At 67.2% G+C, this 12936-nt stretch carries 13 protein-coding genes; 12 read left to right on the forward strand and 1 reads right to left on the reverse strand.

Features of this window, described 5'->3' with window-relative positions:
- Positions 1-343 precede the first annotated feature (343 nt).
- The 12 genes from CXB49_RS11450 (at position 344) to CXB49_RS11495 (ending at position 11684) form a co-directional block, all read left to right on the forward strand.
- Positions 344-1054, forward strand: coding sequence for a cupin domain-containing protein (locus CXB49_RS11450; protein WP_101708515.1), 711 nt, complete (start codon positions 344-346; stop codon positions 1052-1054).
- A gap of 5 nt (positions 1055-1059) precedes the next feature.
- On the forward strand, positions 1060-2652 hold the full coding sequence (locus CXB49_RS11455; protein WP_101708516.1) for a hypothetical protein: 1593 nt from the start codon (positions 1060-1062) through the stop codon (positions 2650-2652).
- Positions 2653-2683: 31 nt separating this feature from the next.
- Positions 2684-3760 (forward strand): hypothetical protein, encoded by a 1077-nt coding sequence (locus tag CXB49_RS11460; protein WP_101708517.1) that lies wholly within the window; start codon positions 2684-2686, stop codon positions 3758-3760.
- Between the two features lie 9 nt (positions 3761-3769).
- The gene (locus CXB49_RS11465) at positions 3770-4465 is read left to right on the forward strand and encodes a hypothetical protein (protein ID WP_101708518.1); all 696 of its coding nucleotides are present in this window, start codon (positions 3770-3772) and stop codon (positions 4463-4465) included.
- A complete protein-coding gene (locus CXB49_RS23535) occupies positions 4462-5844 on the forward strand; it encodes a phenylacetate--CoA ligase family protein (RefSeq protein WP_158300787.1) in 1383 nt (460 codons plus the stop codon). Before CXB49_RS11465 ends, CXB49_RS23535 begins: the two co-directional genes overlap by 4 nt.
- Positions 5841-6908 carry an Ldh family oxidoreductase gene (locus CXB49_RS11470; RefSeq protein WP_158300788.1) on the forward strand — a complete coding sequence of 356 codons (1068 nt, stop codon included), beginning with the start codon at positions 5841-5843 and terminating at the stop codon, positions 6906-6908. Before CXB49_RS23535 ends, CXB49_RS11470 begins: the two co-directional genes overlap by 4 nt.
- Entirely contained in the window at positions 6898-7701 is an 804-nt protein-coding gene (locus tag CXB49_RS11475; protein WP_101708520.1) for an HpcH/HpaI aldolase/citrate lyase family protein, read from the forward strand. The genes CXB49_RS11470 and CXB49_RS11475 overlap by 11 nt, the downstream gene beginning before the upstream one ends.
- 87 nt (positions 7702-7788) lie before the next feature.
- A complete protein-coding gene (locus tag CXB49_RS11480) occupies positions 7789-8304 on the forward strand; it encodes a YcjF family protein (protein ID WP_158300789.1) in 516 nt (171 codons plus the stop codon).
- Positions 8305-8365: 61 nt separating this feature from the next.
- Complete coding sequence (locus tag CXB49_RS11485) at positions 8366-8908, forward strand: hypothetical protein (RefSeq protein WP_101708522.1); 543 nt, start codon at positions 8366-8368, stop codon at positions 8906-8908.
- Between the two features lie 9 nt (positions 8909-8917).
- On the forward strand, positions 8918-9079 hold the full coding sequence (locus CXB49_RS23955; RefSeq protein WP_199406834.1) for a hypothetical protein: 162 nt from the start codon (positions 8918-8920) through the stop codon (positions 9077-9079).
- A 93-nt stretch (positions 9080-9172) separates the two neighbouring features.
- A complete protein-coding gene (locus CXB49_RS11490; RefSeq protein ID WP_369826578.1) occupies positions 9173-10747 on the forward strand; it encodes a cyclic peptide export ABC transporter in 1575 nt (524 codons plus the stop codon).
- Positions 10740-11684 carry a prohibitin family protein gene (locus CXB49_RS11495; protein ID WP_158300790.1) on the forward strand — a complete coding sequence of 315 codons (945 nt, stop codon included), beginning with the start codon at positions 10740-10742 and terminating at the stop codon, positions 11682-11684. Before CXB49_RS11490 ends, CXB49_RS11495 begins: the two co-directional genes overlap by 8 nt.
- On the opposite strand, the gene CXB49_RS11500 is transcribed toward CXB49_RS11495, so the two are convergent.
- On the reverse strand, positions 11620-12900 hold the full coding sequence (locus CXB49_RS11500) for a condensation domain-containing protein (protein WP_101708525.1): 1281 nt from the start codon (positions 12898-12900) through the stop codon (positions 11620-11622). The two genes, CXB49_RS11495 and CXB49_RS11500, sit on opposite strands and share 65 nt — an antisense overlap.
- Positions 12901-12936: the final 36 nt, after the last annotated feature.

A 12936-nucleotide genomic window follows, 5' to 3' on the forward strand; every position in this document is an offset into this window, starting at 1 on the left:
CTGTTTAACAATCCATGCCAAATATTTCAACAGCATTATTAGGCATATCGCTGCGGCCGCCACGCCGGCCGATCCCTCCGCTCCTGTCCTTGCGCAAAACGCCTGTGCGCCAAGGCTCCGGCCCATCGCGCCAGGCCGGCTTTTCGCGCCGGCGGCCCCTCGACCGGGCGAAAACCTCATGTCAAATCGGTAAAAATACTTATGAATAGATTACACAGACGGTGATATTTCCACATAACCATATATCAAAAAATTCTTGCATTCTGGGTACGCGTTTCTACGCTGAGAAAATCGCACACCGGCTGTTGAGTCCCCAGAACGTTGAATATCAAAGGATATTGACATGGAAATGTTCGACATACGCCAAGCACTGTCGCGACACGATCTGGACCAGCGCTTCCCATCCTGCCTGCATGTCCCGGCCGGCATCCAGGAGACCCGGGTGGAGCCCGGTTGCACCGCCTACGGTTTTGTCCTGCAGGGACCGCTGCAGGTCTTCCACGCCGATCTGGAGCAAACGCTGCACGCCGGCATGTTCTTCTCGGTGCCCGGCCCCGCGCGGCTCGGCCCCTTCGTCGGACTGGTCGGCATCCGCCAGGATTATCACGGCGCGCCGCTGTACGGCGGCCCGGTGGAGCGGCTGGGCCGGCTGAAATACATCGACGGCTGCTCCGACAGCCTGCTGATCTCGCCCATCATCAAGGGCGACCCCTGCCTCAACTACTTGTATGTGCCGCCGCACCTGCACCAGACCGCCCACACCCACCCGTCGGTGCGCATCGGCATCATCATCGAGGGCGAAGGCTATTGTCTGACCGAGCAGGAACGTCTGGAACTGGTCGCCGGCAAGATCTTCGTGCTGCCCGCCGACGAGATCCACAGTTTCCACACCGAACACAGCCCGCTGCGCATCGTGATCTACCACCCGGACTCGGACTTCGGCCCGACCCACGAGGAACATCCGATGATCAACCGCACCCTGGTCGACGGCGTGTCCTTGGCCGGCGACAACCGTTATCGCACCAGCAAAATCTCCGAATACGTGGCCAACTGAGCCCCATGCCAAGCGATGTCCATCCGGGCCCCCCGTGCCCGCAGATCGACGCGGACGCGCTGTCCGGCGCCCTGCCGCCCCTGCCCGGCTGGCTGGCCGACCTGCGCCCGGTCGCGCCGCGGCTGCCGTGGCCGCCGCGCCCGTCCGAGCCGAGCCTCGACCTGAACCAGGGCGAATTCGCGCGCCTGCTCAAGCAGGCCGGCGTCTGCGACCTCGGCGCCGTGCCGGTGCCCGGCGCCTGCGTGCTGCTGCCATGGGGCGTGGCGCTGAGCGAACGGCTGGCGCAATTGCTGCGCGAGGCCTTCGGCGAGCTGGAGCTGGACGAGTACGCCTATCCCCAGGTGGTGCCGCAGGAATGCTTCGAGCCGATGGCCGATCTGCTGGACGCCGAGCGCTGCCTGCTGCAGGTGGCCACCGGCCTGGACCGGGCCCAGGGCCGCTCGCGCGGCGTGCTGACGCCCACCGGCGAACAGGTGATCGCCAGCCACTGGCGACAGTTGCTCAGCCAGCCTGAAACGCTGCCCATCCGCCTGTTCCAGCGCGCGCGCTATTTTCGGCCGGTCAGCTCGGCCGACCGCAGCGGCAAGGGCGTGTTCGCCGCGCTGGAGGCGGCCGACGTATTCGAATTCCACTGCTGCCACGCCGCCATGCCGGACGCGCAGCGCGATCTGCAACGGCTGCACCTGGGCCTGGCGCGGCTGGCGGAATCGCTGCCGCTGCCCCAGCTGGTCGGCGTGCGCCCGCCCTGGGGCAACCGCGAGGCCTTGTACGAATGGGCCGTCGGCGGCGACACCCCGTTGCCCAGCGGCGAATGCGTGCAGACCTCGGCGCTGTATTTTCAAGGACAGCGGCTGTCCCGACGCTATGACATCGGCCTGGGAAAGGGCGAGCAGCGGCGGCACGCCTGGCAGTTGGACGGCTTCGCCAGCCGGCGGATGCTGTACGCCCAGCTGTTCCTGTCGGCCAAGGCCGACGGCTCGCTGTCGGTTCATCCCCGGCTGGCGCCGGTGCAGGTGGCCATACTGGCGCGCGCCCCGGGCGAGGACGACGGGCGGCGGCTGCACGGCCTGCAACAGCGGCTGCGGGCGCTCGGCCTGCGTCCGGCGCTGGAACACTGCGACGACGCCAAGGCGCTGACGGCCAGAATCCGGCATTGGCGCAAGCGCGGCGCGCCGCTGCTGCTGCTGTATTTCGGCCAGCGCCATGCCCAGGACCTGCCCAGGCTGCGCCTGTACCGCACCGATACCGACCAGGAGCTGGAGCTGGAGCTGGCGACCGCCCCGACCGACGATGCCGACGCCTTGTCGCAGCGGCTGGCCGACGCGCTGGCCGATATCGACGACTACGCCGGCGCCGCCGTGCTGCGCCGCGCGCGCGGCCAGATCGCCTTCGCGGCGTCGGAAGCGGAGGCCCGCCAGGCGCTGGCGGCGCGCAAGAGCGTGATCGCGCCGGTCTGTCCGACGCGGCTGCACACCGAGGCGGTGGCGGCGTGGCGCATGGGAGAGCTGTGCAGCTTCGCGGCGGCGGACGAGCCCGCCCCGTGCATTTTTTCAGGCAGGCCGACCTGGGCGCGGGCCCTGCTGTCGCGGCGCATCTGAGCCCGGCCCCATCTTTAGCAAAGGAGAAGACATGACAAGCAGCCATGCGGATTCGCTGGAAATGATAGTCGGGCCGGTGCGCCTGCCGCTGAAGATCGACGACAGCGTCAACTATTTCCAGCTGCACTACTTCGAATTCCAGGGCAAGCGCTGGGCCTGCGCCGCGCTGGGCGACCTGTCCTCGCTGTCGGCGGTGCCGCTGCGGATAGAGTCGGCCTGCTTCTTCGGCCACGTGATGCACTCCCAGCAGTGCGATTGCGGCTTCCAGCTGGACGAGGCTTTCCGCCGCATCTCGCAGCGCCAGGGCGGACTGGTGATCTACGGCATAGACCAGGACGCGCGCGGTCTGGGCATAGAAAAGCATTTCCGCATCTACGACTACCGGCAAAACCATAATCTGGACACCGACGAAGTCTACCAGCGCTTCCACGCCCCGCTGGACAGCCGCTCCTACGAGGCGGTGGCCGCCATCCTGCACTTCCTCCAGGTGGACAAGATCCTGCTGATGTCGAATAACCGCGCGCGGCTGGAGTTTCTGCGCGAGCAGGGCTTCCAGGTGGAGCGCGACGAAATCGAGGCGCCGCTGACCCGCTACAATATGGCCACCATGATGCTGGAAAAGGAAGACCTGGCCTACCAGTGGAGCTTCCAGACCCACGGCGACTGGCTGCGGCCGCTGCAGGAACGGGCAGAGGCGCACGCCGACCGCCGCGCGGCGAGCATCGTTTGCGACAACCGGCAGGTGGTGGCGGAATGGCAGGGCGACGACTGGGACGTGGCGCGGCATCTGCTGGCGGAACTGGCGCCGCGGCCCGAAGGCTCGCTGGTAGTCTATCTCAGCGACTTGCCGCGGCTGGACGAGCTGGCCGCCTATGCCGCCGTCGGCGCCCGCTTCGTCGTGGTCCCCTTCGCCGCGCTGCCCGGCTATCTGGAGCAGGAGGCGAACCGGCTGGGCATCAAGCTGCAGGATTGGGGCCGCGACAATAAATACAGCCAGCCGCGCCCACAATGGCAGTTGGAAGACCGGACCGACGACGGCCATGTCTACCGCCGCGGCGACGAACGCCGGCTATGCCAGCTGGACGGCGCCGCGGACACCGCGGTCTGAGCGGCGGCGATGCCCCACTATCCGGCCATTTCCACCTCCCGGCAGGCCGCGCTGGCCATCATGCAGGACGACGCGTCCTCCTGCCTGATGGTGGACAGCTTCAACGGCGCGCCCGCCAATATGCTCGGCTTCCGCTGCTTCAACCCGTTCCAGCTATGGCCGGAGCCGCTCATTCCGGTGCCGGGACAGCCCGGCGGGCTGGCGCGCTCGGTCGAATCGGTATGGCAGGGCCTGAAACTAGTCGATGGACACACCGATTTCGAGCAATTCCTGACGGCGCCGCGCAAGCGCCCCGGCGACGACGAACGCCGCCGCCTGGCCGGCTACTGCTATTCGGACAGCCGCTTCGTCTACGGCGACCGCCTGCTGGGCCTGCTGGAGGCGCGCTTTCTGATCTATCTGCCGACCTATCTGTTCCTGCTGCAGCGGCTGGCGCCGGAATCGGTGCTGAGCGAGCTGCGCCGGCACCTCGACGGCGTCGGCCCAGTGCTGTTCTACGACTGGGACGCCAACCAGGACATCGCCGACATTTCCTGCTCGTTCAGCCACTCGGCCATCCTGGCCGCCTGGTTCAACGACACGCTGGAATTGCAATACCGCTCGCAAGCCAGGCTCCTGCTGTCCGAGGCCGACAGCCTGGCATTCGATGCCGCGCTGGACGGCCTGCTCGGCCGCTACCGCGCCTTCCACCAGGAGAAGCCATGACCTTCGACCCGGCTCTGGCCCGCCGGCTGTACTGGGGCTGCGAAAAGCTGCAGGGTCGCCAAGACGTGGCCCGCCGCCTGCAATGGCTGGAGGAAACCCAGCACCTGTCGCCGCAGGCCTGCCGCGAACTGCAGATGCGCAAGCTGCACGCGCTGCTGAGCCACGCCTACCAGAGCGTGCCCTACTACACCCGGGTATTCCGCGAACGCGGCCTGGTGCCGGACGACTTCAACTCGCTGGCCGATCTGGCCAAGCTGCCGTTGCTGACCCGCCAGGCGCTGACCGCCAACCAGGCGGAACTGATCTCCAGCCGCGCCGACCGCGCCACGCTGCAGACCAACTACAGCAGCGGCTCCACCGGCAAGCGCGCCTGCTTCGCCCAGGACGCGGACTTCCGGCTGTGGATGCGCGCCCACCAGCTGCGCACCTATCAATGGTGCGCCGGCTGGAAAGTGGGCGAGCCGTTCGCGCTGCTATGGGGATCGTCCATCTACTGGAACCTGAAAAGCGTGTCGGACCAGCTGAAGAACCTGCTCAGCAACCGCCGGGAATTCAATACCTTCCGGCTGTCGCCGGAGCTGATAGGCCGCTTCACCCGCAGCCTGGCCCGCTTCAATCCGGTGCTGATCAGCACCTATACCAACGCCATGCACCTGATCGCGCGGCAGATGGAGCGCGAGACGATAACGGTGCCGGCGCTGCGAGCCATCCAGGGCACGTCCGAACCGCTGCCCCCCATCATCCGCGAGCGGCTGCAGAAAGTCTTCGGCTGCGAGGTGTACGACAAATACGGCTCGCGCGAGACCAATATCGTCGCGCATGAAAGCCCCTGCCACGACGGCATGCTGATCCAGGTGGAGAACGTCGCGGAGGAATTTCTCCGCGACGACGGCGCCGCCTGCCTGCCGGGCGAGACCGGCCGCGTGGTGCTGACCACGCTGAACAACTTCTCGATGCCGCTGATCCGCTACGAGACCAGCGATCTGGCCGCCCCGATGTCCGGCCAGTGCGCGTCCGGCCTCGGCCTGCCGCGCATGAGCCATGTCGCCGGCCGCCAGCAGGACCTGATCGTCACGCCGGACGGCGCCTATGTCGACGCCTATCTGTTCTCTTTCCTGATCATGCGTTTCGAGGAGATCGAATGGTTCCAGGTGGTGCAGGACAGCCTGGACAAGCTGCGCATCCGCCTGATGGCGCCGGCCGGCATTTCCCGCCAGCGCTGCGACGCCATCGTCGAGCGCATCCACCACCATACCGGCTACCCGTTCGCCATCGAGTTCGAACAATTCGACCGCATGCCGGAATCGCCGACCGGCAAATTCCGGCTGTGCGTGTCGGCGCTCAGCGACGTCGGCACCCCCCACCCGGTGAATCCATGAACGCCGACATCGCCGTGGACGAATTGCGCGAACTGGCGCGGCGCGCGCTGCAAGACCACGGCGCGCCGGCCGAGCTGGCGCGGCGGGTGGCCGACGATCTGCTGGAAAACGAACGGCTCGGCTACCCCTCGCATGGCGTGCTGCGCCTGATCGACTATATCGCCGACATCCGCGCCGGCAGGCTGGCCCCCTCGGCCCGGCCGGCCACGGAGCAGACCGCGCCCAATGTCGCCGTCGTCGACGGCCGGCGCGCCTTCGGCGTCCTGGCCCGCGAGGCCATCGCCGACGCCCTGCTGCGAATGAGCCGCGAACAGCCGCTGGCCATGGTCTGCCTGCGGCACGGCCACCACTTGGGCCGGCTCGCGGCGCTGGGCCGCCAGCTGGCCGGCGCGCCGCAACAGCCGCTGGCCGTGATGGGCTTCTGCAATTTCCAGGGCCGCGGCCAGCGGGTGGCGGCGCCCGACGGACGCCTGGGCCGGCTGTGCACCAATCCGCTACTGCTGGCCTTTCCGTCCGACGACGCCGACCCGGTGGTGCTGGACATGAGCACCACCGCGGTGTCCGAAGGCTATGTCCGGCGCCGGGCGCAGGAGGGCGCGACGCTGCCGCCCGGCTGCCTGCTCGGCGCCGATGGCCAGCCGACGCAGGACCCGTCGCTGCTGTACGCCGATCCGCCGCAGGCGACCATGCAACCGCTGGGCGGCGAGCTGGCCGGCCACAAGGGCTATGGCCTGGCCGTGCTGGTCGAGCTGCTGGCCGGCGCGCTGGCCGGCGCCGGCCATGTCACCCGGCCCGAAGACGCCGGCAACGGCGGCCTGTTCCTGGCGATCAATCCCGCCCTCGCGCCGTCCGGCCTGGCCGCCGTCAAGGCCGAGGCGTCCGCCATCGCCGGGCACTGCCGCGAAACCGGACAGGCTGGCCGTTTGGCCAGGATGCCCGGCGAAGGCTACGCCGAACGCCGCCGCGCCGCGTCGGCGCAGACCATACTGACACTTCCCGCCGTCACGCTGAACGCCATCCGGCGCCTCGCCGGACAGTCCCTGGAGAATCCGCATGTCGAATAAAGCGCCGCTTCACCCGCTGCTGAACACCGGCAACCCGGTCAGGGACAAGCTGGCCGCCGGCCACACCTGTTTCGGCCTGTTCCTGGTATCGGCCAGCGCGCTGATCGCCGAATGCTGCGCCACCCGCGGCCCGGACTGGCTGCTGGTGGACATGGAGGCCTCGCCGGCGGACCGCCGCGACCTGATCCAGATGCTTCAGGCGATGAACGGTTCGCGCACCACCGGCATGGCCAGGGTGGCGCGCAACGAGCGCCACCTGATAGAGGCGGCGTTGGACTGCGGCGCGCTGGGGCTCATGGTGCCCAAGGTGGAATCGGCGGCCGAGGCGCGGGCGGTGGCGGACTGCGCCTACTATCCGCCGCGCGGCCACCGCGGCGTCAATCCGATTCGCTGCTCCGGCTATTTTTCGCGTCTGCCCGACTACTTCGCCGAGGCCAATCACGCGCTGCTGACCATCGTCCAGATCGAGTCGGCGCAAGCGGTGGCCGCCGCCGACGAGATCGCCGCCGTCGACGGCATAGACGTGCTGTTCGTCGGCTGCGGCGATCTGGCCTGCGACCTGGGCCAGGCCGGCCAGGTGACCGGCGCGCTGATGGACGCCGCCATCGAACAGGTGCTGGAGGCCTGCCACCGCCACGGCAAGATTCCCGGCATCTTCGCCTACAGCCTGGAGTTGGCGCAGCGCTACGCCCGTCAGGGCTTCCGCTTCGTCGCCTTCGGCAACGACATGAAACTGCTGGCGCAGTCGCTGGAACAGCAAATGCGCAGCCTGGACGAATTCGCCTCACCATGATGCGACTCCCGCCATCGCACCATGCGCTTGCAAACTGGCGGTTTGGCATGCCCACCGTTGCACAGGTCAAGACTTTGGGAGATTGATATGGTCGCACACACTGAAACCCGCGCCGCCGACCACGCCGGCGCGGCGGCAGGCGCCGACGCCGGCGTCGAATCGCACGGCGCCTCCGGCCGCGAGGCGGAAGCGCTGGCGCTGATGCGCAGCTACATGCCCTGGGCCGCCGGCGCCGGCCTGGTGCCGGTGCCGCTGCTGGACATGGCGGTGATCGCCGGCGTGCAGCTGAAGTTCCTGGCCAGGCTGTCGGCGCTGTACCAGGTGCCGTTCAGCGAGAACCAGGCCAAGTCCATCATCGCCGCCCTGCTGGGCAGCGTGGTGCCGGCCAGCCTGGCCACCACGGTATTCTCGCTGCTGAAGGGGATTCCGCTGCTGGGCTTCGCCGCCAGCTTTCTGACGTTGCCGGCGCTGGGCGCGGCCTCCACTTACGCGCTGGGCAAGGTGTTCATCCAGCACTTCGAGTCCGGCGGCACCTTCCTCAACTTCGATCCGCAGAAAGTGCGCAGCTATTACCAGGAGCAGTTCGAGCAAGCAAAAAAATAACGATCCGGTCCGGCCCGCGGCCTGGCGCCGCGGCCGGGCCGTCCGCCGGAAGCCCTGCCCGATGACGCCTAACCGCCCTCGCCGGCCGCACCGCGGCCCGCTCCTCCCCGCCCTTTGCGCCGCCGCGGCCTGGGCACTGGCCGCCCACGCCGATTTTCCCTATACCAAGGACCAGACCTCGCCGGTGCAGACCGCCACGCGAACCCCGCCGGTGCAGCACGGCGCCATCGACGTCGCCATCAGCCAGGCCCATGTCTACGGCCTGGACTCCGGGGGCTCGCACAGCTATTGCTCGCCGTCCATCAAGATCATCAACCACTCGCAGGACACGCTGCGGACGCTGATACTCGGCATCGAATACCACCGAAACGGCAGCCGCGAATCCTCCGGCTCCTCGGTGGTCAATCTGAACTTGCCGCTGGAGCCGGACAATTACACCACCACCTATTTCAATCCGCTCAGCGTCTCCAGCTGCAAGGACCTGCAGGGCACCGTCACCGTGCTGAGCTGCCAGTACGCCTTCAACGGCGACTGCGAGGCCGACGTGCACGCCATAGGCTTCGGCGCCATTCCGCTGCAGCGCGCCGCCGGCAAGAAACCATGAGGCCACGCCATGATCGTTTACTCCTACCTGGGACTGTGCCTGGTGGTCGCCTATATGGGCCGACGCACCCGGCTGGGCTTTCTGCGCACCATGCTGTTCTCCATATTCATGACGCCGGTGCTGATGATGATCTATCTGCTGATCGCCTATTCCACCGACGAACGCCGCTGAGTCCAACCTTGTCCCCTTCCATCGCCCACTGAAATGCTGCTATCCAAATTCCTGTTCCAACAAAGCAAGCTGCCGATGAAACGGCTGGGCGTGATGGCCGCGCTGGCCAGCGCCTCCAACGCCGGTCTGCTCGCGGTGATCAATCACGCGGCCGAACACATCAAGGACGTGGACATGCAGTTTTTCCACGTGCTCATCTACGGCCTGGTGCTGAGCCTGTACATCTACAGCCAGCGCTACGTGCTGCTGGCGACCTGCGACGAGGTCGAGGACATCGTCCACCAGATCCGCTGCCGGATGGTGAAGACGCTGCAGTCCTGCGAGCTGGCCATGCTGGAACACAGCGGCCACGGCCGCATCTACTCGGCCATCTGCAACGACACCCAGACGCTGTCGCAGGCCGCCTGCACCATCGTGCTGGGCTTCCAGTCCGTCATCCTGATCGTGTTCGCCTCGCTGTACATCGCCTGGCTGTCCATCATGTCGCTGCTGCTGATCATCGCGGTGATGGCCGGCGCCACGCTGGTCTACTGGGCCAAGATGAAGTCGGTGCACGCCATGCTGCACCAGGCCAACGAGCAGGAAAGCCGGCTGCACGACCAGATCGGCAGCATGCTGAGCGGCTTCAAGGAGGTCAAGCTGTCCAGCCGCCGCGCCGGGGCGCTGATAGACGATGTCGAGGCCACGTCGCAGATCACCGCCCAGCTGCGCAAGGTGGCCCAGCGCGGCATATCGGTCAATTTCATGTTCGCCCAGATCGCGCTGTTCCTGGTGCTGGGCAGCATGGTGTTCGTGCTGCCGGTGTTTTCGCCGGCCTATACCGACACCGTGATGAAGACGCTGACCGCGGTGCTGTTCCTGGTGGGGCCGATCTCAGGCATCATCGCCGCCATCCCGCAAATCGCCACCGCCACCGCCGCGGTGGAAAACCTGCTGGAGCTGGAGCGTTCGCTGGTCAAGCACGCCCAGGCCAAGCAGGCCGACGCCGCCTCGGACGCGCCGGCCGCCTTCCGCAGCCTGGAACTGAAAGACATCCATTTCCGCCATGAACGCAGCGACGGCCAGGGTTTCGCCGTCGGGCCGATCAATCTGTCGGTCCGGGCCGGCGAAATCATCTTCATCACCGGCGGCAACGGCTCCGGCAAATCCACGCTGATCAAGCTGCTCACCGCGCTGTATCCGCCGGCCAGCGGCTCGCTGCTGCTGAACGGCCGCGCCGTCGCGGCGGAGCGGGCGCAGACCTACCGCGACCAGATTTGCGCGGTATTCTCCGACTTCCACCTGTTCGACAAGCTGTACGGACTGGAGGACTGGAGCCATCAGGAAGCGGAACGGCTGCTGGACGAGATGGAGATAGCCGACAAGGCCGAAATGGGCGAATACGGCTTCAACACGCTGGACCTCTCCACCGGGCAGCGCAAGCGCCTGGCGCTGATCGCGGCGATGCTGGAGCACAAGCCCCTGTGCGTGCTCGACGAATGGGCCGCCGACCAGGACCCGCATTTCCGGCGCAAATTCTACGAAACTCTGGTCCCCAGCCTGCGCGAACGGGGCATGACCCTGATCGCGGTCACCCATGACGACCGCTATTTCCACCTGGCCGACCGCCGGCTGCACATGGAAGACGGTTGCCTGTACGAACTTGGCGAGGAAAGCCACCATGCCTGATGCCGCAGTCAGCGCCGCCGCCCCACGCCGGCCGCTCCGACGTTTCGAAGCCTGGCTGCGGGAGTTGACCATTCCGTTCACGGTCGCCTTCGCCATCTTCGTCTTCCTGCTGCCGCTGATGATCTACACCATCCGGCCCGGCCAGCTCGGCGTGCAATGGAAACGCTTCCAGGGCGGCACCCAGCTGGACCACATCTACGGCGAGGGCACCCATATCATCCTGCCCTGGGACCACATCTACATCTACGATTCCAGGCTGCAAAGAGTGGAACGGGACTTCGACGTGCTGTCGTCGGACGGCCTGACGATGAAGGTCAGCATGGCCTGGCGCTTCCGCATCAATCCATCCAATCTGCCCTATCTGCACCGCTACGCCGGCGAGAACTACGCCGAGACGCTGGTCGCCCCCAGCGTCGGCGCGCGCACCCGCGACGTGATCGCCTATTACCGGCCGGAGCAGGTCTACACGCAGTCCCGGCTGACCATACAGCAGCAGATACTGTCCTCGGTGCGCTACGACCTGGTCAACAACTTCAATCCCGACGGCCGCAAGGGGCTGAAATGGGTGGAAATAGAGGACATCCTGATCAAGGCCGTCACGCTGCCGCCGGGCGTGCAGGAAGCCATCATCAAAAAGAACACCGCCTATCAGGAAATGCAGACCTACAACTTCCTGCTGAGCAAGGAGGAAAAGGAGGCCGAGCGCAAGCGGATAGAGGCCACCGGCATCCGCCACTTCCAGGAAATCGTCAGCAACGGCATGAGCGACAGCTATCTGCGCTGGCGCGGCATAGAAGCCACCATTCAGCTGGCCAAGTCGGACAACGCCAAGGTGGTGGTGATAGGCGCCGGCTCCAACGGCCTGCCGCTGATCATGAACATGGATGACAAGAAGGCGGAGGCGAGCAAGCCGAAGGCGCCGTCGCGCAAACCATGAGCGTCATCCGCTCCAGCAGCGCCTCGGCCTGCTGCCGGCCCGGGCCGGCGGCGTTGTACACCAGGTCCAGCACCCAGCGCTCGCCGAACTGCGTCGCCATCAGCTCGGTCTCGGCGCCGGCCCAGTTTAGGGCCGCGCCCAGATCCGGCCGCCACTGCGCCGCCAGGCCGGCATAAGCGTAATCCAGCAGGAAGTGCGGCCGCGGATTGAACTGATGGCGCGCCGGCCAGTGGCACAGGCCCAGCGCGCCGTGGCTGGCGAACAGATCGGGCCGCAACTGGCGCAGCAGATGCAGCACCGGCAAGGAATTGGCCTCGCAGTCGCGCACCGCCCGGCGCGTCGCGTCGCAGGCGGCGTCCAGACCGTCCGGCAGCCTGGGCGGCAGCAGGATGGGCAAGGCGTTGGAGAACAGGCCCAGGGTATTGCGCTGGGCCAAGCCGCGGTTGCCCATGCTGAGGTTGACCAGCAGCGGCCGCCGCGGCTCCATCTCCCGCAGCGCCAGCGCATAGGCCGCCAACAGCATGTTTCTGACCGCTTCCGCCCGCATTCCCGCGCCGACCCCGGGCGGCAGCTCGCGATGGATCAGCCCGGCCGGCCGCGGCTGATCGGGCGGCGGCGCATCGACGTCGATCGCGTCGGCCAGCGCATGACGCCACCATGCCAGGCGCCGCGCGCCGACCTCGCCGTCCAGCAAACTTCGCTCTTCGTCGATCGCCTCGCCGAAAGGCCGGCCGCCCGGCATGGCGACAGCGGCGTCTCCGGCCAACAGCGCGCCGTACTGCTTCAGCACTTGCTGCAACAGCAGATGCACCGACCAGCCATCCAGCAGCGCGTGATGGAAGGTCAGGATCATGGCGCTGTCCCTGCCCTCCACATCCACCAGCGTGAAGCGGCACAGCGGCGGTTCGGCCAGATCGAAGGGCTCCGCATTGTCGCGGGCGGCCAGGCGCCGCAGGCCGGATTCCAGCTCCGCCGCCGCCAGCGCCTGATACCGGCAGACGGCGTCGACCGGTCCGGCCCGCCGCACCGCCACTTCCGCGCCGTCGCCGACAAAACCCAGACGGAACACATCATGCCTGGCGAGCACCAGCCGCAGCGCCGCGCGCCACAGCTCCGGCGCCGCCGGCCCCCGCATCAGCGCGGTGACGGTGATGTGCAGGTGTATCCCCTGCCAGGACGAACGGACGAAAAACTCCTGATTGGACTTGGCCCGCATGATTCCCCGCAGGAAAACCGGCGGCAAGCGCCGCCG

This window comes from Chromobacterium sp. ATCC 53434, assembly GCF_002848345.1.
Classification (GTDB): Bacteria; Pseudomonadota; Gammaproteobacteria; order Burkholderiales; family Chromobacteriaceae; genus Chromobacterium.

Coding starts and splice junctions, on each gene's coding strand:
- CXB49_RS23955 (WP_199406834.1), top strand. CDS start 8,918: ATGATCGTTTACTCCTACCTGGGACTGTGCCTGGTGGTCGCCTATATG.
- CXB49_RS11475 (WP_101708520.1), top strand. CDS start 6,898: ATGTCGAATAAAGCGCCGCTTCACCCGCTGCTGAACACCGGCAACCCG.
- CXB49_RS11470 (WP_158300788.1), top strand. CDS start 5,841: ATGAACGCCGACATCGCCGTGGACGAATTGCGCGAACTGGCGCGGCGC.
- CXB49_RS11460 (WP_101708517.1), top strand. CDS start 2,684: ATGACAAGCAGCCATGCGGATTCGCTGGAAATGATAGTCGGGCCGGTG.
- CXB49_RS11490 (WP_369826578.1), top strand. CDS start 9,173: ATGGCCGCGCTGGCCAGCGCCTCCAACGCCGGTCTGCTCGCGGTGATC.
- CXB49_RS11495 (WP_158300790.1), top strand. CDS start 10,740: ATGCCTGATGCCGCAGTCAGCGCCGCCGCCCCACGCCGGCCGCTCCGA.
- CXB49_RS23535 (WP_158300787.1), top strand. CDS start 4,462: ATGACCTTCGACCCGGCTCTGGCCCGCCGGCTGTACTGGGGCTGCGAA.
- CXB49_RS11455 (WP_101708516.1), top strand. CDS start 1,060: ATGCCAAGCGATGTCCATCCGGGCCCCCCGTGCCCGCAGATCGACGCG.
- CXB49_RS11480 (WP_158300789.1), top strand. CDS start 7,789: ATGGTCGCACACACTGAAACCCGCGCCGCCGACCACGCCGGCGCGGCG.
- CXB49_RS11485 (WP_101708522.1), top strand. CDS start 8,366: ATGACGCCTAACCGCCCTCGCCGGCCGCACCGCGGCCCGCTCCTCCCC.
- CXB49_RS11500 (WP_101708525.1), bottom strand. CDS start 12,900: ATGCGGGCCAAGTCCAATCAGGAGTTTTTCGTCCGTTCGTCCTGGCAG.
- CXB49_RS11450 (WP_101708515.1), top strand. CDS start 344: ATGGAAATGTTCGACATACGCCAAGCACTGTCGCGACACGATCTGGAC.
- CXB49_RS11465 (WP_101708518.1), top strand. CDS start 3,770: ATGCCCCACTATCCGGCCATTTCCACCTCCCGGCAGGCCGCGCTGGCC.